This is a genomic window from Citrobacter sp. Cpo090 (genome assembly GCF_030332665.1).
Taxonomy (GTDB): domain Bacteria; phylum Pseudomonadota; class Gammaproteobacteria; order Enterobacterales; family Enterobacteriaceae; genus Citrobacter; species Citrobacter portucalensis.
Genome location: NZ_JAOWHK010000025.1, coordinates 441,238 through 464,480, shown reverse-complemented (window position 1 = coordinate 464,480; position 23,243 = coordinate 441,238). Strand labels below are relative to the sequence as shown.

The 23,243-nt window shown below is 50.9% G+C and carries 22 protein-coding genes; 11 read left to right on the top strand and 11 right to left on the bottom strand.

Annotation, left to right across the window (positions count from 1 at the left end; all coding sequences use genetic code 11):
• The first annotated feature begins 60 nt into the window (after positions 1-60).
• Positions 61-954, top strand: a complete 894-nt coding sequence (locus OGY83_RS04790; RefSeq protein ID WP_286635372.1) for a PhzF family isomerase — start codon at positions 61-63, stop codon at positions 952-954.
• Positions 955-1,012: 58 nt separating this feature from the next.
• Here OGY83_RS04790 and nhoA read toward each other — a convergent pair whose 3' ends face one another.
• Positions 1,013-1,858 carry an N-hydroxyarylamine O-acetyltransferase gene (nhoA, locus tag OGY83_RS04785; protein ID WP_136391892.1) on the bottom strand — a complete coding sequence of 282 codons (846 nt, stop codon included), beginning with the start codon at positions 1,856-1,858 and terminating at the stop codon, positions 1,013-1,015.
• Positions 1,859-2,066: 208 nt separating this feature from the next.
• Between nhoA and OGY83_RS04780 the strand changes: the two genes are divergently transcribed.
• The 4 genes from OGY83_RS04780 (at position 2,067) to OGY83_RS04765 (ending at position 7,799) form a co-directional block, all read left to right on the top strand.
• A complete protein-coding gene (locus OGY83_RS04780) occupies positions 2,067-3,746 on the top strand; it encodes a sulfatase-like hydrolase/transferase (protein WP_286635371.1) in 1,680 nt (559 codons plus the stop codon).
• Positions 3,747-3,808: 62 nt separating this feature from the next.
• The gene (locus tag OGY83_RS04775) at positions 3,809-4,966 is read left to right on the top strand and encodes an anaerobic sulfatase maturase (protein WP_286635370.1); all 1,158 of its coding nucleotides are present in this window, start codon (positions 3,809-3,811) and stop codon (positions 4,964-4,966) included.
• A gap of 69 nt (positions 4,967-5,035) precedes the next feature.
• Positions 5,036-5,608, top strand: coding sequence for a flavin reductase family protein (locus tag OGY83_RS04770; protein WP_079937281.1), 573 nt, complete (start codon positions 5,036-5,038; stop codon positions 5,606-5,608).
• Positions 5,609-5,822: 214 nt separating this feature from the next.
• A complete protein-coding gene (locus OGY83_RS04765; RefSeq protein WP_003833056.1) occupies positions 5,823-7,799 on the top strand; it encodes an alkyl/aryl-sulfatase in 1,977 nt (658 codons plus the stop codon).
• A 37-nt stretch (positions 7,800-7,836) separates the two neighbouring features.
• Here the strand turns inward: OGY83_RS04765 and pptA are convergent, their stop codons facing one another.
• Both pptA and OGY83_RS04755 read right to left on the bottom strand, forming a co-directional pair.
• Positions 7,837-8,064, bottom strand: a complete 228-nt coding sequence (gene pptA / locus OGY83_RS04760) for a tautomerase PptA (RefSeq protein WP_048227604.1) — start codon at positions 8,062-8,064, stop codon at positions 7,837-7,839.
• A 33-nt stretch (positions 8,065-8,097) separates the two neighbouring features.
• On the bottom strand, positions 8,098-9,153 hold the full coding sequence (locus OGY83_RS04755; protein WP_502873068.1) for a LacI family DNA-binding transcriptional regulator: 1,056 nt from the start codon (positions 9,151-9,153) through the stop codon (positions 8,098-8,100).
• A gap of 268 nt (positions 9,154-9,421) precedes the next feature.
• On the opposite strand from OGY83_RS04755, the gene OGY83_RS04750 reads away from it, so the two are divergent.
• Positions 9,422-10,618, top strand: coding sequence for an L-talarate/galactarate dehydratase (locus tag OGY83_RS04750; protein WP_032943493.1), 1,197 nt, complete (start codon positions 9,422-9,424; stop codon positions 10,616-10,618).
• A gap of 74 nt (positions 10,619-10,692) precedes the next feature.
• Positions 10,693-12,003 carry an MFS transporter gene (locus OGY83_RS04745; protein WP_286635368.1) on the top strand — a complete coding sequence of 437 codons (1,311 nt, stop codon included), beginning with the start codon at positions 10,693-10,695 and terminating at the stop codon, positions 12,001-12,003.
• A 70-nt stretch (positions 12,004-12,073) separates the two neighbouring features.
• On the opposite strand, the gene OGY83_RS04740 is transcribed toward OGY83_RS04745, so the two are convergent.
• On the bottom strand, positions 12,074-12,691 hold the full coding sequence (locus OGY83_RS04740) for a glutathione S-transferase family protein (protein WP_286635367.1): 618 nt from the start codon (positions 12,689-12,691) through the stop codon (positions 12,074-12,076).
• Positions 12,692-12,944: 253 nt separating this feature from the next.
• Here OGY83_RS04740 and OGY83_RS04735 point away from each other — a divergent pair, with 253 nt between their 5' ends.
• The 3 genes from OGY83_RS04735 to OGY83_RS04725 are packed head-to-tail and all read left to right on the top strand — an operon-like array spanning position 12,945 to position 14,232.
• Positions 12,945-13,436, top strand: coding sequence for an Hcp family type VI secretion system effector (locus OGY83_RS04735; protein WP_193134019.1), 492 nt, complete (start codon positions 12,945-12,947; stop codon positions 13,434-13,436).
• An 11-nt stretch (positions 13,437-13,447) separates the two neighbouring features.
• Positions 13,448-13,804: a tlde1 domain-containing protein gene (locus OGY83_RS04730; protein ID WP_003833068.1), complete on the top strand. Its 357-nt coding sequence runs from the start codon at positions 13,448-13,450 to the stop codon at positions 13,802-13,804.
• Positions 13,801-14,232, top strand: coding sequence for a hypothetical protein (locus tag OGY83_RS04725; RefSeq protein WP_003833070.1), 432 nt, complete (start codon positions 13,801-13,803; stop codon positions 14,230-14,232). The genes OGY83_RS04730 and OGY83_RS04725 overlap by 4 nt, the downstream gene beginning before the upstream one ends.
• Before the next feature lie 127 nt (positions 14,233-14,359).
• On the opposite strand, the gene OGY83_RS04720 is transcribed toward OGY83_RS04725, so the two are convergent.
• The 7 genes from OGY83_RS04720 to OGY83_RS04695 are packed head-to-tail and all read right to left on the bottom strand — an operon-like array spanning position 14,360 to position 20,976.
• The gene (locus OGY83_RS04720; RefSeq protein ID WP_191235345.1) at positions 14,360-15,133 is read right to left on the bottom strand and encodes an amino acid ABC transporter ATP-binding protein; all 774 of its coding nucleotides are present in this window, start codon (positions 15,131-15,133) and stop codon (positions 14,360-14,362) included.
• Positions 15,117-16,043 (bottom strand): amino acid ABC transporter permease, encoded by a 927-nt coding sequence (locus tag OGY83_RS04715; RefSeq protein ID WP_286635366.1) that lies wholly within the window; start codon positions 16,041-16,043, stop codon positions 15,117-15,119. The genes OGY83_RS04720 and OGY83_RS04715 overlap by 17 nt, the downstream gene beginning before the upstream one ends.
• A 9-nt stretch (positions 16,044-16,052) precedes the next feature.
• On the bottom strand, positions 16,053-16,562 hold the full coding sequence (locus OGY83_RS04710; RefSeq protein ID WP_079937287.1) for a GNAT family N-acetyltransferase: 510 nt from the start codon (positions 16,560-16,562) through the stop codon (positions 16,053-16,055).
• A gap of 10 nt (positions 16,563-16,572) precedes the next feature.
• On the bottom strand, positions 16,573-17,505 hold the full coding sequence (locus OGY83_RS25270; protein WP_502873067.1) for an ABC transporter substrate-binding protein: 933 nt from the start codon (positions 17,503-17,505) through the stop codon (positions 16,573-16,575).
• A gap of 12 nt (positions 17,506-17,517) precedes the next feature.
• Positions 17,518-18,831 (bottom strand): LLM class flavin-dependent oxidoreductase, encoded by a 1,314-nt coding sequence (locus OGY83_RS25265; protein WP_191235343.1) that lies wholly within the window; start codon positions 18,829-18,831, stop codon positions 17,518-17,520.
• Positions 18,832-18,856: 25 nt separating this feature from the next.
• Complete coding sequence (locus tag OGY83_RS04700; protein WP_286635365.1) at positions 18,857-19,978, bottom strand: amidohydrolase; 1,122 nt, start codon at positions 19,976-19,978, stop codon at positions 18,857-18,859.
• Positions 19,978-20,976 carry an MsnO8 family LLM class oxidoreductase gene (locus OGY83_RS04695; protein ID WP_286635364.1) on the bottom strand — a complete coding sequence of 333 codons (999 nt, stop codon included), beginning with the start codon at positions 20,974-20,976 and terminating at the stop codon, positions 19,978-19,980. Before OGY83_RS04695 ends, OGY83_RS04700 begins: the two co-directional genes overlap by 1 nt.
• 515 nt (positions 20,977-21,491) lie before the next feature.
• Between OGY83_RS04695 and OGY83_RS04690 the strand changes: the two genes are divergently transcribed.
• Positions 21,492-23,033 (top strand): methyl-accepting chemotaxis protein, encoded by a 1,542-nt coding sequence (locus tag OGY83_RS04690; protein ID WP_286635363.1) that lies wholly within the window; start codon positions 21,492-21,494, stop codon positions 23,031-23,033.
• Positions 23,034-23,243: the final 210 nt, after the last annotated feature.

Sequence of the window (23,243 nt, the reverse complement as noted above, 5' to 3'; positions counted from 1 at the left end):
CTGCATCGCTATCCCGCTTTTTGTACGCTATGATGCTTCTCCATTTCAGGGAGAACGCTAATGAAACCACAGGTTTACCACGTCGATGCCTTTACCTCAGTCCCTTTTCGCGGCAACTCAGCAGGTGTGGTTTTACATGCTGATGGACTGAGTGACGCGCAGATGCGGCTCATCGCTCGCGAGCTGCGTCATTCAGAAACCGCATTTCTGCTGACCAGTGACGACAGCGATGTTCGCATCCGCTATTTCACCCCGACGGTCGAAGTTCCTATCTGTGGGCATGCTACCGTCGCCGCGCATTATGTACGGGCCAGGGTGCTGGGTCTGGGTAACTGCACGGTCTGGCAAACCTCGCTGGCCGGTCGTCATCGTGTGGATATTGACGCTACCGGGAACGACTATCGCATTAGCCTTGAGCAAGGTGAACCGGGTTTTGAACCTCCGCTGGAGGGCGCTGTTCGTACTGCGATTATCGATGCTCTGCACCTGAGCGAAGACGATATGCTGACAGGATTACCGATTCAGGTTGCCACCACCGGACATTCGAAAGTGATGATTCCACTGAAACCCGAGGTGGATCTCGACGCCCTTTCCCCTGATTTACCGGCTTTGACCGCCATCAGCCAGCAAATTGGCTGTAACGGCTTTTTCCCTTTTCAAATCCGCGAGGGAGAAAACGCCACTGATGGCCGCATGTTTTCACCTGCCATTGGTATTGTGGAAGACCCGGTTACCGGCAATGCCAACGGTCCTATGGGGGCGTGGCTGGTTCACAATGGGCTGATGGCGCATGATGGGAAAACGTTACGTGTTCAGGGGCATCAGGGCCGTGCGCTCGGGCGCGATGGGATTGTTGATGTAACGGTGACTATCCGTGAAAACCAACCGGAAAAAGTCACCATTACCGGTTCGGCGGTGATTCTGTTTCACGCAGAATGGGCGATAGATTTTTAATCGTTTCCGTAGGCCGGATAAGGCGATGATGCCGCATCCGGCACTAATTCCGACGCCCCTATTTCCCCGCCTCCGGATGCGTATCAAACGCCGCCATGACCGTCGCCAGCTCATCTTCGGTAAACCCATGCTTCACGTCATCCACGCCCAGTCCAAACCGTTCTTGCAACAAAGCATACAGGCTGGCAACGTCAGGCAAATTAATCTGCTCTACCGCATGCCCATCCTGATAATGGGTAAAGTGAAAATTGGTTAACGTTAATTTCCCGCCGTCGGGCAGATGGCGACACATTAGCAGATGATGGCGAAAATGCGATTGCGGCCAGTGTGCGGACCAGAAGTTGCCCATCAGATAATCGCTCTGATGCTGCACGACCAGGTCGAAATGGTACATTGATTGCCAATGTTCATGATGACGGAACTGCAGGATCCAGTCTTCACCGTCCTGAATCAGGCGATATTCACCGTGTGGCGTTTTCTGCTCAATGTTAGCCTGCAGACGAATCGGCGCCGTCAACGTTTGCCCGCCGAAGCCAACGTCGGCAATCCACAACTCTCCCTGCAACTCAACCAGCAACAAGCGATGCGTGCGCGGCGGCAGGCTTGACGGATTTGCCAGTACCACACGACCGAGCAGACTGCGTACGTTAAAACCGATTTCGCGTAACGCGCGCTCAAACACGCCGTTCTGTTCAAAGCAATAACCGCCACGACGCGCCGTTACCAGCTTCTCTTCCAGCGACAAATCGTCAAGCTGCATCTCTCTTGGTAGTAATACATCCAGGTTTTCAAATGGAATCGCGCTGTTGTGCAGTAGATGTAGCGCTTGCAAGGTTTCAATGTTGACGTTGGCCGAACCTGACCAGCCAATACGGGCAAAGTAAGCGGTTAAAAAAGGCGTCATAGGGGTCCTGTGGGTAAGTTTCTGCACTTTGATGGCGACAGTATAGTGCCATTCCTGATGGCGCAATTTATTTAGTCGGTTTTTCTCTTTATGGAACAATATTGTGTCTTATTTTAATGAGCAGGCTATTTTGTGACCTGTTTCATTCTTTCAGCTTATTTTCTGAAGCAAAATAACAATCCCTACAAAACATATGGAATTGAGATTTATGAGACTTTTGTCACGCAAGGGCGCAGTTGCGGCTTCCGTTTCTGCAATACTGGCTTCTGGTCTACTGGCGTCGCCTTCCTATGCGGATAACGTAAAACTGAAGGCAACTAAAACGAACGTTGCGTTTTCCGATTTTACGCCAACTGAATACAGTACCAAAGGAAAGCCTAACGTCATTATCCTGACGATGGACGATCTAGGGTACGGACAGTTACCTTTTGATCAACGTTCTTTTGACCCCAAATCGATGGAAAATCGAGAGGTCGTCGACACCTATAAAATAGGTATTGATAAAGCGATAGAAGCAGCGAAAAATTCCACTCCGACATTACTTTCATTAATGGATGAAGGTGTTCGCTTTACGAATGGTTATGTCGCACACGGTGTTTCTGGACCTTCTCGTGCCGCTATTATGACGGGACGTTCACCCGCACGTTTTGGTGTATATTCTAATACAGACGCCCAGGATGGTATCCCTTTGAGTGAAACATTTCTGCCGGAACTGTTTCAAAATCATGGTTACTATACCGCCGCTGTTGGTAAATGGCATTTGTCAAAAATTAGCAATGTTCCCGTTGCTGAAAATAAACAAACTCGCGATTATCACGATAACTACACTACATATTCAGCGGAAGAATGGCAGCCGCAAAACCGCGGTTTTAATTACTTTATGGGGTTCCATGCGGCGGGTGTAGCGTACTATAACTCCCCCTCTCTGTTCCGTAATCGTGAACATATTCAACCCAAGGGATATATTAGCGATCAGCTGACAGATGAGGCCGTTGCCACCATCGACAAAGCCAAAACGTTAGATCAACCTTTCATGTTGTATCTGGCTTACAATGCGCCACATCTGCCAAATGACAACCCGGCACCAGAGCAGTACCAAAAAATGTTCAATACCGGAAGTCAGACAGCAGATAACTTTTATGCTGCAGTGTACTCCGTGGATCAAGGTGTAAAACGGGTACTGGAAAAACTTAAGGAAACCGGGCAGTACGATAATACCATTATCCTATTCACCTCAGATAACGGGGCAGTAATTGATGGCCCACTCCCTTTGAACGGCGATCAAAAAGGATATAAGAGTCAAACTTATCCAGGGGGTACGCATACACCAATGTTTATGTGGTGGAAAGGAAAATTACATACTGGAAATTATGACAAACTTATTTCAGCCATGGATTTCTACCCCACCGTACTAGATGCTGCGAAAATAGCAATTCCGCAAAATTTAAAACTTGATGGCACATCTCTGCTGCCTTATCTGACAAAAAACAACAACGGTTCGCCACACGATTATCTGACCTGGGTCACCTCCTATTCCCATTGGTTTGATGAAAAAAATATTCCATTCTGGGATAACTACCACAAATATGTACGTAAAGAGTCCAACGATTATCCAAATAATCCTAACACTGAAGATCTGAGTCAATTTTCCTATACCGTGCGCAGCAATGACTATTCTCTGGTTTATACTTACGAAAATAAACAACTGGGTCTGTATAAGCTGAACGATCTACAGCAGAAAGATAATCTTGCAGCTCAACACCCAGATGTGGTTAAAAATATGCAAGGTGTTGTGAAGAATTTTATCAAGGAGAGCAAACCACCGTTAAGTCAAATTAACCAGGAAAAATTCAACAACATTAAAAACGCACTGAACAGCGAGCAATAATCGCCTGGTTGCGCTAACGGCGGCAGGGGTTTCCTTGCTGCCTTAATTTTTAGAGAAAAATTATGCATATCACTGCTAAACCAACCAGTTACCAATGTAATCTCAAATGTGAGTACTGTTTCTATCTGGGTAAAGAAGAACAGTTTTCTCATCAGACTCAGATGAACGATCACACGTTAAAAAATTTCATTGAGTCATACATCAACGCGGGTGGACCGGAGGTGTATTTCACCTGGCAAGGCGGTGAACCGACCCTAGCAGGTATTAATTTTTTCCGGATGGCGGTTGCCTACCAACAGCAGTTTGCAGGCAACAAGAAAATCCATAATGCCTTACAGACCAACGGTATTCAACTCAACGACGAATGGTGTCAGTTCCTTAAACAGCATGATTTTTTGGTCGGTATTTCTATTGATGGGCCGCAACCATTACACGATCGCTATCGTATGACCCGGTCAGGAAAAGGAACATTTGATAAAGTCATGTCAGCGATTAACTTATTGAAAAAACATGATATTAAATTCAATACGTTAACCGTGGTGAACAACCATAATGTTCATTATCCTCTCGATGTTTATCGTTTTTTGAAAGCGATTGGCAGTCAACATATGCAGTTTATTGAACTGCTTGAAACCAGCGAACCCAATATCCATTTTGACTCTCCGGTAGATACATTCAACCTGATTGATTTCTCAGTACACCCTGCTGATTATGGCCGTTTTATGTCGGCAATTTTTAATGAATGGGTAAAAAAGGACGTAGGAAAGATCTTTATTCGCCAGTTTGAAAGCACCCTTAGCCGTGTGCTCGGCAACGGGCATACCAGTTGTATCTTCCAGGAATCATGCCGGAATAACTTTGTGCTGGAATCCAACGGCGATATCTATGAATGTGACCATTTCGTCTGGCCAAAATTTAAGCTGGGAAATATAGCAACCTCAGAGCTATCTTTACTGGAGAGCACGCAGTTAACCGCGCAAAAGCAGCTCCTGGCAAAGGAATGTCTACACTGTATCTACAAGCCGTTGTGCAACGGTGGGTGCCCGAAACACAGAATTAACGCAGGATCAGGTGCAAAAATTTCATATTTTTGTCAGGGGTACCAAATGATGTTCGCCACCATGGTGCCTTACCTTAACGCGTTTGTAGAACTTGCCCGGCATAATGTGCCTTTGGACTACATCATGTCGATTAACGACAAAATAGCCATTAATAAATGATGAAGTTTTGTGAATTGCTGCCTTGGCGCAATTGAAACTTCACCCTTTCGACCAGCACAGGGTATCGCCATGAGCCATTTTCGTCCGATCGAATTAAAACATGCCAGTCGGCTACTCAATCACGGTCCAACGATTTTGATAACCAGCCGGGATGAGCATACCGAGCGGCGAAATGTGATGGCTGCGGCATGGTCAATGCCCGTGGAATTTGAGCCGCCGCGGATAGCAATTGTTGTTGATAAGACCGCCTGGTCGCGCGAACTCATTGAACGTAGCGGTAAATTCGGCATCGTTATTCCGGGCGTTGCCGCCGTCAACTGGACCTGGGCAGTCGGCAGCGTTTCCGGTCGCGTGGAAGATAAATTCAACTGTTATGGCATTCCCGTGGTACACGGGCCGGTACTGGGTTTACCGCTGATAGAAGCGAAATGCCTGGCATGGATGGAGTGTCGCCTGTTGCCAGCCACGGCGGCACAGGAAAAGTATGACACCCTGTTTGGGGAAGTGGTCTCCGCTGCCGCTGATGAGCGAGCCTTCGTGGAAGGACGCTGGCAGTTTGATGATGGCAAGCTCAATACTCTGCATCACCTTGGGGCCGGAACGTTTGTCTCCAGCGGGAAACGCATTATCGCAGGTGAATGATAGTATGCTAACGGATGGCAGTTCTGCTCTGTCATCCGCAACTGTTTTCTTAAAACTTCTGAAAAACCAGTTAGATAAATTACTCTCCCTTCCTTGCTGAATCATTCATGTGAATTATAGTTAATCTTGCACTAACTCAAATACCTAATCAAAACGCTATCCGTCAAAACAGCATCCCCCAACGGTACTTTTGAAGTGTCAGAGAGGTTTTACGATGCAACTTAATAGAATCGCACAAAGTTTTATACTTGCTGGGTTACTCACATCGTTTTCTGTTCCCGTTATGGCCGCTGAAGCCCCTAAAGACGCAACTGCCGCCACGCAACAAGCCAACAACGCGCTTTACAACCAACTGCCCTTCTCCGATAACACCGACTTTACCGACGCCCACAAAGGCTTTATCGCTCCACTCCCGCAGGACGTGATCAAAGGCGAACAGGGAAATGTTATCTGGAATCCGCAGCAATATGCGTTCATCAAAGAAGGCGACAAAGCCCCGGATACGGTAAACCCGAGCCTGTGGCGTCAGTCTCAGTTGATCAACATCAGCGGGCTGTTTGAAGTAACGGATGGCGTTTACCAGATTCGTAACCTCGATCTGTCGAACATGACCATTATTGAAGGTAAAGAAGGCATCACCGTCGTTGACCCGCTGGTCTCGGCAGAAACGGCCAAAGTCGGGATGGATCTTTACTTTAAAAACCGCGGTCAAAAACCGGTTGTCGCGGTAATTTATACCCACAGCCACGTTGACCATTACGGCGGCGTACGCGGCGTTGTTGATGAAGCCGACGTTAAAGCGGGCAAAGTGAAAATTTATGCGCCAGCCGGCTTTATGGAAGCCGCGGTCGCTGAAAATATCATGGCCGGTAACGTCATGAGCCGCCGCGCGAGCTACATGTACGGCAACCTGCTAAAACCTGATGCCAAAGGCCAGGTCGGCGCGGGACTGGGAACCACGACCTCCGCGGGAACCGTTACCCTGATTGCGCCAACAAATATCATAGAGAAAGATGGACAAAAAGAGGTCATCGACGGCCTGACCTATGACTTCATGCTGGCCCCGGGTTCCGAAGCACCGTCGGAAATGCTGTGGTACATCGAAGAGAAGAAACTGATTGAATCCGCGGAAGATGTTACCCACACCCTGCACAACACCTACTCCCTGCGTGGGGCCAAAATTCGTGAGCCGCTGCCGTGGTCCAAATACATCAACGAAGCGATTGTGCGCTGGGGTGATAAAGCCGAAGTGCTGATGGCGCAGCACCACTGGCCAACCTGGGGGAATGACAAGGTGGTCAGCCTGCTGAAAAGCCAGCGCGACCTGTATCGTTACATCAACGACCAGACGCTACGCATGGCTAACGAAGGTCTGACCCGCGATGAAATCGCTGCCAACTTTAAGCTGCCGGACTCACTGGCACATACCTGGGCTAATCGCGGTTACTATGGTTCCGTGAGCCATGACGTAAAAGCGACCTATGTGCTGTATCTCGGCTGGTTTGACGGCAACCCGGCAACGCTGGATGAGCTGCCGCCGGAAGAGTCTGCGAAGAAATTTGTCGACTACATGGGCGGTGCGGACGCCATTTTGCAGAAAGCAAAAGCCGACTATGACCAGGGTAACTACCGCTGGGTGGCACAGGTAGTAAGCAAAGTTGTGTTTGCCGATCCGAATAACCAGGCCGCACGTAATCTGGAAGCAGATGCGCTTGAGCAACTGGGTTATCAGGCTGAATCCGGCCCGTGGCGTAACTTCTACCTGACCGGCGCGCAAGAGCTGCGTAACGGCGTGGTCAAAGGCCCAACCCCGAATACCGCCAGCCCGGATACCGTTCGTGCTATGACGCCGGAAATGTTCTTCGATTACCTTGCAGTGCATATTAACGGACAAAAAGCGGGCGATGCGAAGTCGGTGTTTAACATCGATCTTGGTAGCGACGGCGGTAAATACAAGCTTGAGCTGGAGAATGGCGTACTGAACCATACCGCCAATGCCGAAGCGAAAGATGCCGACGCCACTGTCACGCTAAATCGCGACACGCTGAACAAAATCATCCTCAAGGAAGTGACGCTGAAACAGGCACAAGACAGCGGTGATGTGAAGATAACCGGTGACGGCGCCAAGCTTGATGCCATGCTCGGTTATATGGATAAGTTCGAATTCTGGTTCAACATCGTTACACCATAAACACAACGAAAACGGGCGGAAATCCGCCCGTTTTTTCTTACATGCTGTAGCCAGGTTTTTTAATCAACCTTGCCATCTGCGGCGCAATTTCCGCATCCCACACACCCTGCCACGCCTCTGGCTCAACTTCATTGAGCGCCACGCTGACTGAACTGTCTTTGCTTTGCAAATGACGAATAATAACCTCAGTAATATCCGCCGCCAGGGCGGTTTTTTGTTCGTCAGTAAGAGCGCGAGGAAAACATTTAATATCAACGTGCGGCATAGCAGATTCCTTATTGTTTTGGTTGCAGGTAACTTATGCGGACTCTCGTTCTACCAGATGAAAACCGACATCAATAATATCGTCTTCACGCGGAATTTGTTCTATACGATCGGCAAGCAGAGAGGCGGCGCGTTGCCCGATTGCCCGTCTGTCGACGCTGACGGTGGTGATGGCCGGCCGATTGCTGGCAGCAAAATCCAGATCGCCAAAACCGATTATCGCTAACTCTTGTGGCACGCGTATACCGCGACTCTCGGCCTCCATGATCGCCCCCTGAGCTAACGTATCTGAGCTACAGACAATGACATCAAACTCGCGATCCGCCAATAGCTGCGCCAATCCAGTGCGTCCCAATGCCAGAGAGGCCGGCAGCAGGACGTCCACCTGTGCGTCAACCGTAATACCATAACGACTCAGCGCATCGCACAGCCCTTGTTTACGCTGGCCTGCCCGGCGATCGGCAGTCCATAACAACCCCGGACGGCGATAACCTTTTTTCAGCAGATAGTCTGCCACCGCTTGTCCAACTTTTTCATGCGAAAAACCGACCAGCATATCGATGGGTGTTGGGGTTAAATCCCAGATTTCCACGACCGGGATGGCCGCATTAAGGATCACCTTTTTCAGTTCGGCGGTATGATGAATACCGGTGAGTACTACACCGTCCGGGCGACGAGAAAGCAGCGTCGCCACCAGCTCCGCCTCTGTTTGCGGCGTATAACCCGACACGCAAAGCAAAATGTGGTATCCGCGTTCTGCCAGTTCATCACTTAATGACTGGATGGTATCGACAAACATATTGTTGTTAATTTGCGGAATAACCACGGCGATAAGCTTACTGCGACGCGATGCCAGTCCCCCGGCTAGTGCGTTGGGAATATAGCCGGTGGCGCGCACCGCCTGCATCACTTTTTCCACCGTTTTCGGGCGCACCAGCTGCGGGGTATTCAACGCCCTGCTCACCGTCATGGGTGATAATCCCGCGGTACGGGCAACATCTTCCAGCGTGGGTGCGCGCGAAGGTCTGGAGTTTTTCACTGTCGATGCCCTTGTCAAAAATCGCCGATTTATCCTGGCATTATTCATCATGATTTTGGCTATTGCCAGCGTCGCTCAGTGATAACGCAGGGAAAACAGCAGCTTAGTTAGTTATCGCCACTCAAAATGATAGCGCAATCACAATGATTTGTGCATTTCTCCATAAAATATTGGAATGTGACATCGTTTACAGGTTACTGCCCTTTTATCTCAGTATTTGTGAGCAATTGTTCAAATCACAATCAACTCACTGGCGTAATGATTGCGCAAACATTAAAAATGATAGCGCAATCATTTGTTATCACCAGGAGAGAACAATATGTCTTTAAGTGCCAATTCCGATGCCGTGACTTATGCCAAATCGGCCAACGCCAAAACCGCAGCAGAAACCGGTGACCGTATTGAATGGGTAAAACTGTCCCTGGCTTTCCTTCCGCTGGCAACACCCGTGAGCGATGCCAAAGTGCTGACCGGTCGCCAGAAACCGCTAACTGAAGTCGCCATAATCATCGCCGAGATCCGCAGTCGTGACGGGTTTGAAGGCGTGGGGTTTAGTTACTCCAAGCGGGCTGGCGGCCAGGGAATCTATGCGCATGCCAAAGAAATTGCCGATAACCTGTTAGGCGAAGATCCAAACGATATCGACAAGATCTACACCAAGCTGCTGTGGGCGGGCGCTTCCGTGGGACGCAGCGGCATGGCGGTACAGGCTATCTCCCCTATCGATATCGCCTTATGGGATATGAAGGCCAAACGTGCAGGATTGCCGCTGGCAAAACTGCTTGGCGCGCATCGGGATTCCGTTCAGTGCTACAACACCTCCGGTGGTTTCCTGCATACCCCGCTGGATCAGGTGCTTAAAAACGTGGTTATTTCCCGTGAAAACGGCATTGGAGGTATCAAACTCAAGGTTGGTCAGCCAAACTGCGCCGAAGATATTCGCCGCTTAACCGCGGTGCGTGAAGCGCTGGGGGATGACTTCCCGCTAATGGTCGATGCCAATCAGCAGTGGGATCGGGAAACCGCCATTCGTATGGGGCGTAAAATGGAGCAGTTCAATCTAATCTGGATTGAAGAGCCGCTGGACGCCTACGATGTTGAAGGCCACGCCCAACTGGCCGCCGCGCTTGATACCCCGATAGCCACCGGTGAAATGCTGACCAGCTTCCGCGAACATGAACAGCTGATCCTCGGCAATGCCAGCGATTTTGTGCAGCCCGATGCACCGCGTGTGGGGGGAATTTCACCGTTCCTGAAAATTATGGACCTGGCGGCTAAACATGGTCGTAAACTGGCTCCACACTTCGCTATGGAAGTTCACCTGCATCTGTCCGCCGCTTATCCGCTTGAGCCATGGCTGGAACATTTCGAATGGCTGAACCCGTTATTTAATGAACAACTTGAGCTGCGCGATGGTCGGATGTGGGTTTCCGATCGTCACGGTCTGGGCTTCAGCATCAGCGAGCAGGCGCGCCGCTGGACGCAATTAACGTGCGAATTTGGCAAACGTCCTTAATTTATTTGGCGGGTAAGTAATACCCGCCCTCCTCCCCTACAAAAACGCTCTCAACCTTATGAAAGGAGTGGGTGATGAACACAATAATAAAGCGCACAAAAGTGCGTTACGGCATTCTGATATTTCTGTTTCTTGCTACCGTATTTAATTACGCCGATCGCGCGACGTTATCCGTCGTGGCGCCGATTATGAGCAAAGAATTAGGTTTTGATCCTGAAGCAATGGGGCTGGCCTTCTCTGCTTTCGGTATTTCTTATGTCATTATGCAACTGCCCGGCGGCTGGCTGCTGGATCGCTATGGTTCTCGTCTGGTATACGGCTGCGCCCTGATTGGCTGGTCGCTGGTGACTATGTTTCAGGGCACCATTTATCTGTACGCCAGCCCGCTTGTCGTATTGATTATCTTACGACTACTGATGGGGGCGATTGAAGCACCGGCCTTTCCAGCCAACAGCCGATTAAGCGTGCAGTGGTTTCCTAATAACGAACGGGGCTTTGTTACCTCAGTCTATCAGGCCGCGCAATATATCTCGTTAGGGATTATTACGCCGTTAATGACGATTATTTTGCATAATCTCAGTTGGCACTTTGTGTTTTATTACATTGGGGCAATAGGCGTTATTCTTGGCATCTTCTGGTTGGTCAAAGTAAGAGATCCTATGCATCATCCAAAGGTGAACCAGCAAGAAATTGACTATATTCGGGAAGGCGGTGGTGAACCGTCGCTGGGTAATAAAAAAGAGCCACAGAAGATTACCTTTGCGCAAATTAAAAGCGTCTGCGTCAACCGCATGATGATTGGCGTATATATCGGACAGTTCTGCGTAACATCTATTACCTGGTTCTTCCTGACCTGGTTCCCTACTTATCTGTATCAGGCGAAAGGCATGTCGATCCTCAAAGTGGGGTTTGTCGCCAGCATCCCTGCCATTGCCGGTTTTATCGGTGGATTATTAGGCGGCGTTTTCTCCGACTGGCTTTTAAAACGCGGCTACAGCCTGACGATTGCCCGTAAGCTGCCGGTTATCTGCGGAATGTTACTTTCCTGCGTCATCGTTATCGCCAACTACACTTCGTCAGAATTTGTGGTGATCGCGGCGATGAGTCTGGCATTTTTCGCCAAAGGCTTTGGCAATCTGGGATGGTGCGTACTTAGCGATACCTCGCCAAAAGAGGTGCTCGGCATTGCAGGCGGCGTATTCAATATGTGCGGCAATATGGCCAGCATCATCACGCCACTGGTGATTGGCGTGATCCTGGCAAATACCCAGTCATTTGATTACGCCATTCTGTACGTCGGTTCGATGGGGTTGATTGGCCTGATCTCTTATCTGTTTATCGTGGGTCCATTGGAGCGTATTACGCTGACCCCTTCCGTCGCGTAATTTAAAACTTATGGCGATAGTTCGCCCGCTGTTCCGGGATTTGCACTCCTGCGGAACAGCGTTTTTTTATTCAAATAATCTTATTGCTTTTCAGTACAGTACGCAGCCTCGGATGCTGACAAACCGCATCGGCGATAGCGCTAATATTCGGGGTGTTGTCCTGAAACCAGTCATGCCCTGGCCCCCAGGTGCGCATAACGGCAATATAAATGTCCAGCAGTGTTAGCTGATCCCCGAATGCGTACGGCTCGGCGCTTAGCTGGTCGTTCAGCCACAAATAGAGGGATTTACGGTACTCAATGCAGTTCTTTTTCAACTGCGCCGGGGCGTCCGGTACCCATCGTTCAGAATAATCGGCATAGGTAAACGTGGGATAGACATTTGCCACCAACCATATCAGCAGACGCTGAAACTGCTGGCGCTCAGGGTGCCCAATGGGTGGCGAAAGTTCAGGGCGACGATCGAGGATCATCAGCGCGATCGCCGCCGTTTCCGTCATCACGCTGCCATTTTCCAGTACCAGCGTGGGCACCTGACACAGTGGATTCATTGTTTTAAGCAACTCTCGTGCAGGGCCATCGCAGTCAAAACCGTCCACATCAATAAAGCTGTAAGGGATATCCGCCAGTGTGAGCATCACTTCACTGATGGCCGATCCCCAGCCCGGCACCCCATAGACCTTAATCATGCTGCAACCCCAAAGTTAAAACCCTAAGTGTAGAGCATGTGGGGAGGTGATCAATTCTGGACCAACTTTTCAGAAATAGGGAGCGGACTATTCCGGCCTTTTTTTATTTGTATCAAAGAAAATTTAGATCGCTTTGTATCCTCATCGCACAAAATTGACGGGTGATTTTATAGGCGATAGCGTGGGTGCGGCGCGTAATTGATTAACACTACAGGACTTTAAATAGAATTTTCTTAAATGGAGTTTTAAACTAATGGCAATTCCCACGTATTTGTGGCTAAAAGACGACGGCGGCGCTGATATCAAAGGCTCTGTCGACATTCATGGCCGTGAAGGAAGTATCGAAATTATTGGCCTGAATCATGGCGTCATGCAGCCCACCGATAAACACAATGGCAAGGCAACCAGTCTCCGCGTCCATTCTCCTTATTCGTTCGACAAGGAGATCGACTCCTCTAGCCCGTATCTCTACAAGGCCGTTAGCTCTGGCCAGAAACTCAAATCCGCCGAGGTGAAATTTTACCGTATTAATAATGCCGGTCAGGAGGTTGAATACTTTTCCACCCTGATGGAAGGCGTGACGATTGTCAGCGTCTGCCCGATGATGCTGGACATCAAAGACCCGTGCTATGAGAAACATAATCACATTGAGCTGGTCGAGCTGTTGTACGAAAAAATCACTTGGCGTTATGCCGACGGTAACATCATGCACTCAGATAGCTGGAACGAACGCGCGACCGCATAAGGAGAAATACTATGGGATGGAAGTATGAGCAGTCGACCGGCAACATGTATAAAGACGGTAAACTGATAGAGAGCGGCTACTCCGGTTCACTTACCAATAAAAACAACCCGGACCGCCAGCAGGTTAAAGGACTTGGGCCGCTTCCGCGTGGAACGTATAAAATAGCGGGCCATTCAACCTCTAAAGGACCTGTGACCATCATTCTGGAGCAGACCTCCGGGGAGACTTTCGGACGTTCAGAATTCCGCATTCACGGCGAGCGCAAGCACGGTCCAGCGGGCTTTGCCTCGGAGGGTTGTATTATCCTCTCCTTGACCACCCGACGACTGATACTCCGCGATGGTGGCGACCTTGAGGTCGTTCGATGAAGCGCCTGTCCATTCTACTGTTGGCAGCGCTGTCACTCCCTGCGATGGCAGGAGCCACTGACTGGCCGGACGCATTCCGAGGCATTGCTGCTGGTGAGGTTCAATGGCTTGAGCAGGTTCCGGCACTAGCAGCAGTTGCCGACGTTAAACAGGCTCAGATACTTGAGGATTCGCTCGCGGCGGCACTGACAGCAAACACCACCGGCGCACTGAGGGCGTTAGACGTTCTCGACGCCGGACACTGGCCCCACATGATTGGCTCCGATATCGTATGCACCCCGCCGACGGAAACCCCGGACAAGGTGGACGCATTTTACCAGCGGACGCGTCAGGCACTACTGAGCACGGCTGCTGGGGCAAAATGCCTCTGGATTCTTGAAGCCTCTTATGACGAACTGAAGACAGACAACGCCCGCAAGGTTAAGTAAGATAGCCAACCCGATCATTGGTCATCACATGGCCGTTTTTTCTTCCGCTTACTTTTGATTTTTAGGTAGGCAAAATCGTCGTCACTCTGTAACCCCTGTGCGGCACAGCCTTGTGCCGCAATGTGTCTCAAAGCACTTTCGACAAAAACTGCTGAGTGCGCGTGTGGCGTGGATGATTCAGCACCTGCTCGCTGCTGCCCTGCTCGACGATTTTTCCATCGACCATAAACACCACCTGATCCGCCACTTCCCGGGCGAAGCCAATCTCATGCGTTACCACAACCAGCGTGGTTCCCGACTTCGCCAGCGCTTTAATGACATCCAGTACTTCACCGACCAGTTCAGGATCCAGCGCAGATGTAGGTTCATCAAACAACATGACGCGCGGATTTAGCGCCAGCGCACGAGCAATAGCGATACGCTGCTGCTGACCGCCGGATAAGTGACGCGACCAGGCATCGGCTTTATTCCGTAACCCAACTGCATCAAGCAGAGTTAATGCTCGCTCGGTGGCGGCTTTACGCGTTGCCAGTCCGTGCGCAATGGGCGCTTCAATCAGGTTCTCCAGCACCGTTAAGTGCGGGAACAGATTAAAGTTCTGGAACACATAGCCGACGTTAACGCGCTGGCGCAAAATTTCCGCCTCTTTCAACTCATACAGCTTGTCTCCCTGCCGACGATAGCCAATGTAATCGCCATCGATTTGAATAAACCCCTCATCGACGCGTTCCAGATGGTTGATGGTCCGCAGGAGTGTTGATTTCCCTGAACCGGACGGGCCAAGAATGACCGTTACCGTGCCGGGAGGGATCTCCAGCGACACATTATCCAGCGCTTTGTGGCGACCAAAGTATTTGCTGACACCGGTAATAGAAATATGGCCTTCAGGCAAGTGGGACATGGACGGCCTCCTGCTGTGGACGTTGACGACTGCGTTTTTCTGCACGACTCACCCGGACTGTGTTGATCGCTGAACGTCGTTCGCTGCGTGCCAGCGCGCGTTCAACCAGGTGCTGAATTAACGACAGGACGCTGGTGATCACCAGATACCACACCGCACCCACCATCAGCAGCGGGATCACTTCCTGCGTGCGGTTGTAGATCATCTGGATGGTGTAGAACAGCTCCGGCATTGCCAGCACGTATACCATCGCCGTCCCTTTCGCCAGGCTGATGATTTCATTGAAGCCAGCAGGCAAAATGGTGCGCAGCGCCTGCGGCAGAATAATCCGCAGCGTACGTCGCCCTGCCGGTAAGCCCAGTGCTGCCGCTGCCTCGTACTGACCGTGATCGACCCCTAAAAATCCACCGCGAATAATTTCAGCGGTATAGGCGCTTTGCACCAGCGTCAGGCCAACCACCGCAGTGGAAAACTGACCGAGCACATTGATGGTCTCAAAACTGCCCCACTGAATGGGAGTGAACGGAATACCAATCGTCAACGTGTCGTACAGATAGGAGAAGTTGTACAAAACGATCAGCACCACAATCAGCGGTAACGAACGAAACAGCCAGATATATCCCCATGCCAGACCGTTCAACAGCCAGGAAGATGAAAGCCGCGCCAGCGCCAGCAGACCGCCAATGAAAATACTCAACAGCGTCCCGATCAGCGTCAGTAACAGCGTTTGCCCGAGGCCGGACAAGATAACCGGATCAAAGAACCAGCGGGCAAACACGCCCCATTCCCAGCGCGGATTAAACGCCACGGACTGGAGAATCACCGCCAGGGCAAACAAAGCAATGACCGCGCCTACGGTGCGCATGGGGTAACGCGCCGGTACGACTTTAATGCTATCTGTCGTTTTCATCTTCTCTCCTCAGGCGATTCTGGCCTGACCGGCAATAGTCAGCAGTTTGGTAAAGCGCAGCCGACCATCAAACGGCGGCAGGCTGTACTCTTCGGGATCGCGCGTCGTATCAAATTGCGGATCGTAGCCCTGGCTTAAATAAAGTCTGACGGCCTCAGGCTGGCGAAATCCCGTGGTCAGATAAATCCGGCTGTAGCCTGCGAGCAGCGCTCTACGTTCCAGTTCCTGCACCACGCGCGCCGCCAGCCCCTGCTGACGCAGGCTGCTTTTTGTCCAGATACGCTTAATCTCGGCGGTGTCCTTGTCGTAAGGTTTGTAAGCCCCGGTGGCGATAATTTCGCCGCGGCGCTCCAGTACCACAAAAAGTCCCTGCGGCGCCAGATACCATTCGGTCAGTTCCACTTCAGCGTCGCGAGAAAAGTAATCGCCATAGCGGGCGGCATATTCACCGAACAGACCGTTCAAAATAGGCTGCAGCTCGATGGCTTCAGGTGAGAGCACGCGAAATTGATCGCTCACGATGACCTCCTTAGTCGCCTAAACCGGCCGGGTTGATTTCAGATTGTGGAATGCGTTCCACCCCTTCACCCCAGCGATTCAGCACCTTGTCATAGTCGCCGTTGCCAATCACGCCGTTGAGGGCGGTTTGTACCGGCAGAACCAGACCGCTGTCTTTTTTCAGCGTCACGGCGATATGTGCCGCGTTTGGCCAGCCACCATCAACGCTACCCACTAATTGCGTTTTACCGTTGAGTGCAGCTTTCCACGCGCCGATTACATTAGGACCAAAGTAGGCATCGGCGCGGCCTGACTGTAGGGCCAGGGTTTGCGCGGCATCATCTTTGGTATACACCGGCGTAAACGGCTGTAACCCTTTCTTCTCGTTCTCATCGTTCCAGGCCAGCAGAATGGCTTCCTGGTTAGTCCCCGAACCGACGATAATGCGTAGTCCTGCGATATCTTCCGCCTGCTCGATTTTCTTCAGCTTGCTACCAGTTTTGACATAAAAGCCAAGAGAGTCCTTCCGATACGTCGCGAAATCGAATTTTTCTTTGCGTGCTTTGGTGACGGTAATATTGCTGATCGCGGCATCGTATTTGCCGGAAGTGACGCCCAGCGGCCAGTCTTCCCATGACGTAGGCACAACGTTGAGTTCCAGTCCCAGACTGTCAGCCACCAGACGCGCGATGTCCGCCTCGCTGCCGATCAACGTCTTATTGTCATCGGCAAAGACGGTCAGCGGCGGCTGGCTGAGCCCGGCAATCGCCACGGTGAATTTACCCGGTACGGCCAGGTGCAGGTTTGCGGGCAACTGCGCAATCGCCTGCGGATTCTTTGCCGTATTGATCGGCGCTTTATTGGCTTCCAGGCTTACGCCGGTGCCGTTAATCGTCACCTCATTTGCCCAAACGGTCGCGCTGAAAGCCAGTGACAGCGCGAGAAATACTGATTTTTTCTGCATAGCGTTTTTCTCTTATTGTGTGAATTGATTTGCAGGTGTCGCTAATCCCAGGCTTGCGCGCAGGGTCGTACCGGGATATTCATGGCGGAACAGGCCGCGCGTCTGAAGCACAGGGACAACCTGTTCGACAAAACGCGGGAAGGTATCAGGCGTACCTCCCTGGATGATAAAACCGTCTGCGGCTTTTTCGTCGAACCACTGCTGCAGGCCGTCGGCAACCTGTTGTGGCGTGCCGCTGAAACGCGGACGTGGACTGGCCGCTTCCAGAGCGACCTGACGAAGTGTTAAGCCTCGCTCACGCGCGTTGCGCTTGATCTCATCAGTCGTACTGCGAAAGCTGTTTTGTCCGAGGGAACCCAGATCCGGGAACGGTGCGTCCAGCGGATATTGGGCAAAATCATGATGTTCAAAGTAGCGGCCAAGATAGTTCAGCGCGTCAGTAACGGAGACCAGCGCAGCGGTAGTCTGATACTGCTGCTCCACGTCCTCTGCGCTGTCGCCAACAATAACGCTGACACCCTGGAATATATGCAGTTGATCGGGATGTCGTCCGGCGATTTCCAGCTGGCTTTTTACATCCTGATAGAACGCTTTAGCCTCTGCCAGCGACTCCTGATGGGTAAAAATGGCATCAGCATGCTGCGCCGCTAATTTTTTGCCATCTGCTGAAGCTCCCGCCTGAAATATAATCGGACGGCCTTGTGGCGTACGCCCAATATTTAACGGCCCGGCAACCTGGAAATAATCACCATGATGGTTAAGCGTATGCAGTTTTTGCGGATTAAAAAATTCCCCGCTTGTTTTATTACGAGTAAACGCATCGTATTCCCAGGAATCCCACAGTCCTTTCACTACCTGTAAATATTCATCAGCAATGCGATAACGCTGGGCATGCTCAGGATGCTGAGCGCGAGAGTAGTTTTTTGCCGATCCTTCCAGAGGTGACGTAACCACGTTCCACCCGGCGCGCCCCTGGCTGAGATGGTCCAGGCTAGCGAACTGCCGAGCGGTAGTAAACGGCTCGCTGTATGATGTGGACACTGTGCCAACCAGTCCCAGATTCTGGGTGATGCTGGCCAAAGCGGATAATACCGTCAGCGGCTCAAAACGATTTAAAAAGTGCGGGATTGATTTTTCATTAATATACAGACCATCAGCGACAAAAATAAAATCCAGCTTCCCTTTTTCCGCAATAAGCGCCGTCTCTTTGACAAAATCAAAATTAATACTGGCATCGGCCTGAGCTGCCGGATGACGCCATGCGGACATATTTCCCGATGCGCCATGCAGAATAGTGCCGAGCCGTAGTTGCCGATTTTCAGCCATAATAACCCCTACTCAACAGGTAAACTTAAAGGTGTGCGAATGCCGTTTTTGCTAACTGCGCAAAGTAATGCGCGGCAGGTTCAATTAAACGCTCGTCCGGATTGAATCCCGGATGATGTAATCCGTATTCACTGGCGCTGCCAATACTGACAAATGCGCCGGGCGTATTTTGCAGGTAGACGGCAAAATCCTCCCCGCCCATATGCAGATCGGCATGGTGGGTGGTATAGCCTGACTGTTTCGCCACTGTGGTGGCAATATCGGCCCAACGATCGTCATTTACCAACGCGGTCGGTCCCGCATGCCAGATTACGTCGATTTGTGCGCCAAAGGCGTGAGCAAATCCGGCGGCGATGTCATTAACCCGAGCCTTAACCTGCTGCTGTACCTGAGTCCGGTGCGTTCTGAGCGTCCCTTCCAGCTCTACGGATTCTGGTAGTACGTTCCATGTGTTTCCTCCCTGAATGCGGGTCACGCTGAGCACGACTGAATCCAGCGTGTTAACGTCGCGGCTGGCAACGCTTTGCAGCACTGTTACCAGTTGGCTGGCAAGCAGGATGGCATCCTTACCTTCATGTGGACGCGCTGCATGTGCGCCCTTGCCATTTATGCGCAGCACGAAGCGATCAACATTGGCATAAAATGCACCGCCACGTGTGGCAAATTCACCCACCGGCAAACCGGGCTCATTGTGCATACCGAAAATAGCCGCTACGTTTTGCAGCGCACCGGCGCGGATCAACGTTTTTGCGCCGCCGAAACTCTCTTCAGCTGGCTGAAACAAAATACGTACTCGCCCCGGTAAGGTTGTTTCCTGTTGTTTTAGCAGCAGTGCTGCACCAAGCATGACGCTGGTATGGACGTCATGCCCGCAGGCATGCATCACGCCCGGCGTGAGGGAGCGAAACGGAACGTCGGCGCTTTCTTCTATCGGTAGCGCGTCGATATCCGCCCGCAGCGCAATAATATCGTCTCCCTGGCCAATTTCCGCGACCAGACCGGTTTTCAGCTCGAACGGCAAAATGTCGACGTCCGCGGCGTGCAACCAGGCGTGAATGCGCGCCGTGGTTGCTTCCTCCTGTAGAGAAAGCTCCGGATGCTGATGTAGTTCACGACGCCAGTCGATAAGCGTTGAGCCGAGAGTCATCAGAGTACCTCCACGGCATTATGGGCTTGCGCCAACAAACGAAGCGACCTCAGACGTGCGTGACCTTCCGCCACTGGCGTGTCAATAATGAACTCGTCAATGCCAAATTGCGTATGCAGAGCATTCAGCTTTGCCATCACCTCCTGAGCGGTGCCGTGTAACAACGCCTGCTCACGGCGCGCGATTTTGCGTGGTGGGCTGCCCGCCTGAGCGGCAAACGCCAGCGCCTGTTCTTCACTGGCTACCGTGACACGTTGACCATCTTCGAGCTCCACGCCCCAGATTTGTATGTTTTCCGCCAGTCGCGCAGCGGTGTCGTAACTGTCAGCCACAATCACCTGGACGGCGACTATCGTCGGGCGTGCACTGTGGGTCTGCCAGAAAGACAAAACGTCACGCAATAATGTTGTGTCACCGTTGAGGTGCGCTGCGAAGATGAAATCCCAGTCGGATTGCGCTGCTAACTGCGCGCTTTGCACACTGGCTCCCAGTACAAACTTTTCCGGTGGTATCGGTGGAATTGGCGTCGGGAATACCGTTTCCCCGTTTTCCGTTCCGCTCAGCGCCAGCCAATCGTTAAGCTGAAAAAGCTGGTCTGCAAAGCTACCTTTTTCTTCCTGATGTAGTCCATGCTGTAACGCCTGGGTCGACAGCGGTAAGCCGCCAGGAGCTTTCCCTACGCCGAGATCGACACGTCCAGGCGCCAGCGATGCCAGAAGATTGAAGTTTTCCGCCACTTTGTACGGGCTGTAATGTTGCAGCATCACGCCGCCGGAACCTACGCGGATATGCTGGGTTTGCCCGAGGATCCAGGCGATCACCAGCTCCGGCGATGGGCTGGCCAGCTGTGGCGTATTATGGTGTTCCGCGACCCAGAAACGATGATACCCCCACTTTTCTGCCAGTTGCGCCAGGCGCAACGTCCGGGAAAGCGCGGTTGCGGCAGTTTCACCTTCCCCAATAGGGCTTTTATCCAGAATACTCAGGCGATATGACATGTTACGAGCCTATGTTTGTTAACATGTCTTCATTATTAATTTATCAAATAGCCATACTGAAACATTTAATTCACATTTGCTCAGCTAAAAAGTAGATAACAAACCCTGTCGCTTCCAGGGTTAAAATTTGGATCGCCCAGTAATGGTCGTAACGCTAAACTGAAAAACACCCGCAATTAATAGCCTACAAAATATAATAGGGTCGTTGCTATCACGGTAATAACATTAAAATCATTTCATGCCAGTTTTCTTTTTACGAAAAGGTTTTTTAACGCGATTTACGTTAAGTCAGTTTAAACAACTTGTCACGTTATGCGCTTGTGTTAATTGTTTCACTTTTATGACGCAGGGTGAATGATTTACATAGAAATTTTTATTTTAACTACTTCCACAGAAATGATGATTAGTAGAGAATGCACGTTTCTTATTAAAACGGTTTAAAACAGATTTCTAATATCCCCCTATTTTATTGCGGGGATTTTTGTATGGATTATACATAGCACCATGGGATCTCTATGAAAAGTAACATGCCCGTTACACAAATTGAGCACGCACTTAACGATAAAGCGACGCTGCTTTCTACGACGGATAAAGAAAGTCATATTACCTACGCCAACTCCGCGTTTATTGATACCAGCGGATTTAACGAACAGCAATTAATGGGCGAACCGCATAATATTATTCGCCATCCCGATATGCCTCCCGCGGCGTTCGCCGATATGTGGTACACGCTACAGCAGGGAGACAGCTGGACGGGGATGGTGAAAAATCGTCGGCAGAATGGCGACCATTACTGGGTTCGCGCCAACGTTACGCCGGTCTGGCACAATGAAAAACTCACCGGCTACATCTCGGTGCGTACCGTTCCTTCGCGCGATGAAATAACTCAAAGCGAAAGCCTATATCATAAAATTAATAATCAGCAGCTTAAAGGATTTCGACTTTTTAAAGGCATTGTCATTCGTCGCGGAATATTGTCATGGGCATCAATGTTTAAATGGCTGAGCATCAGCCAGCGCGTCAATTATTCTTTAGGGGTAATCGCCCTGCTCGCTGTTCTATTTCTCTTCGCTCCTGTTAATCCCTTTATTCAGGCGGGAGGGTTGCTGTTCTTATTTCTGATGCTTGCTATTTACCTTAAGTATCAAATTTGTCAGCCAGTTAATACGCTACTGACGCAAATGAAGAAAGTGGTATCCGGGAGAAAACCTGATAACTGTCATTTAAATCGGGTGGATGAAATCGGAATGCTGATGCGTCTGGTTAATCAGTCTGGGCTTAATCTGAATTCACTGGTCGATGATGTCAGTACGCAAATATCCGGTATTCGCGCCATCAGTCAGCGGGTATCAAAAGAAGGTACGGCACTGCACAAGCGTTCAGAAGAAACCTCCGCCGACCTGCAACAAACCGCTGCCGCCATTGAAGAAATTGGTAGCGCGGTACAGCAAACTGCTGAGACTGCGGCGCATACTATGACCATGGCCGATAAAACCAGCGCCAATGCGGCAGAAGGCGGCGACATTATGAAACAAACTATCGCCATGATGCAGGCGATATCGCGTGACAACGGGCAGATAGTCGACATCATCGGCGTTATCGACAGTATCGCTTTCCAGACCAATATTCTGGCGCTCAATGCCGCGGTTGAGGCCGCGCGAGCCGGAGAGTCCGGGCGTGGTTTTGCCGTTGTAGCGGCAGAGGTTCGTAATCTGGCGCAGCACTCGGCGTCTGCAGCAAAAGAGATCAAACAGCTGATTGAGAAGAATGTCGCCAACGTCAATAGCGGCGTCAAAATGGTGGAGCAAACGGAAACGCATCTTACCGGGATGATTGGCGATGTCCTGCAAATGTCGATGATGATCAAAGATATTAGTCTGGCGACGCGTGAGCAAACCCAGGCGCTGGATCTGATTAACGATTCGATTTCCCGCGTTGGCACCATGACACACAATAACGCCGAGATGGTGGAGCGTGTCACCGATGCTACCGCCGATCTGACTCAACGTTCATCGCGCTTACAGCAGGCCGTTCAGGTCTTTGGCGTATCAGCATAACCTTACGGCGCTTATCGGGTGAATGTCTCGATAAGCGCACTCCTCTCCACGTATTTATGCCCTTCTCTTTTACTGGCTGAATCGAGGCCACACCGCGCCAGTGCTGGCTGTACAAAAATGCTGAATTCTTGTTATCGGGGCTTTGCGGAACCGAACAATTGAATGTAGGATGCTCGGCCGGCAGTTTTCCCCCGTAACACAATGAAGGGT

Excerpts from the sequence above, each read along its gene's own strand:
- OGY83_RS04770 (WP_079937281.1), top strand. The coding sequence starts at position 5,036 with ATGAGCCATTTTCGTCCGATCGAATTAAAACATGCCAGTCGGCTACTC.
- pptA (WP_048227604.1), bottom strand. The coding sequence starts at position 8,064 with ATGCCGCACGTTGATATTAAATGTTTTCCTCGCGCTCTTACTGACGAA.
- OGY83_RS04755 (WP_502873068.1), bottom strand. The coding sequence starts at position 9,153 with ATGATGAATAATGCCAGGATAAATCGGCGATTTTTGACAAGGGCATCG.
- OGY83_RS04775 (WP_286635370.1), top strand. The coding sequence starts at position 3,809 with ATGCATATCACTGCTAAACCAACCAGTTACCAATGTAATCTCAAATGT.
- OGY83_RS04690 (WP_286635363.1), top strand. The coding sequence starts at position 21,492 with ATGAAAAGTAACATGCCCGTTACACAAATTGAGCACGCACTTAACGAT.
- OGY83_RS04780 (WP_286635371.1), top strand. The coding sequence starts at position 2,067 with ATGAGACTTTTGTCACGCAAGGGCGCAGTTGCGGCTTCCGTTTCTGCA.
- nhoA (WP_136391892.1), bottom strand. The coding sequence starts at position 1,858 with ATGACGCCTTTTTTAACCGCTTACTTTGCCCGTATTGGCTGGTCAGGT.
- OGY83_RS04740 (WP_286635367.1), bottom strand. The coding sequence starts at position 12,691 with ATGATTAAGGTCTATGGGGTGCCGGGCTGGGGATCGGCCATCAGTGAA.
- OGY83_RS04695 (WP_286635364.1), bottom strand. The coding sequence starts at position 20,976 with ATGTCATATCGCCTGAGTATTCTGGATAAAAGCCCTATTGGGGAAGGT.
- OGY83_RS04730 (WP_003833068.1), top strand. The coding sequence starts at position 13,448 with ATGGGATGGAAGTATGAGCAGTCGACCGGCAACATGTATAAAGACGGT.
- OGY83_RS04700 (WP_286635365.1), bottom strand. The coding sequence starts at position 19,978 with ATGACTCTCGGCTCAACGCTTATCGACTGGCGTCGTGAACTACATCAG.
- OGY83_RS04735 (WP_193134019.1), top strand. The coding sequence starts at position 12,945 with ATGGCAATTCCCACGTATTTGTGGCTAAAAGACGACGGCGGCGCTGAT.
- OGY83_RS04790 (WP_286635372.1), top strand. The coding sequence starts at position 61 with ATGAAACCACAGGTTTACCACGTCGATGCCTTTACCTCAGTCCCTTTT.
- OGY83_RS25265 (WP_191235343.1), bottom strand. The coding sequence starts at position 18,831 with ATGGCTGAAAATCGGCAACTACGGCTCGGCACTATTCTGCATGGCGCA.
- OGY83_RS04745 (WP_286635368.1), top strand. The coding sequence starts at position 10,693 with ATGAACACAATAATAAAGCGCACAAAAGTGCGTTACGGCATTCTGATA.
- OGY83_RS04750 (WP_032943493.1), top strand. The coding sequence starts at position 9,422 with ATGTCTTTAAGTGCCAATTCCGATGCCGTGACTTATGCCAAATCGGCC.
- OGY83_RS25270 (WP_502873067.1), bottom strand. The coding sequence starts at position 17,505 with ATGCAGAAAAAATCAGTATTTCTCGCGCTGTCACTGGCTTTCAGCGCG.
- OGY83_RS04765 (WP_003833056.1), top strand. The coding sequence starts at position 5,823 with ATGCAACTTAATAGAATCGCACAAAGTTTTATACTTGCTGGGTTACTC.
- OGY83_RS04725 (WP_003833070.1), top strand. The coding sequence starts at position 13,801 with ATGAAGCGCCTGTCCATTCTACTGTTGGCAGCGCTGTCACTCCCTGCG.
- OGY83_RS04715 (WP_286635366.1), bottom strand. The coding sequence starts at position 16,043 with ATGAAAACGACAGATAGCATTAAAGTCGTACCGGCGCGTTACCCCATG.
- OGY83_RS04720 (WP_191235345.1), bottom strand. The coding sequence starts at position 15,133 with ATGTCCCACTTGCCTGAAGGCCATATTTCTATTACCGGTGTCAGCAAA.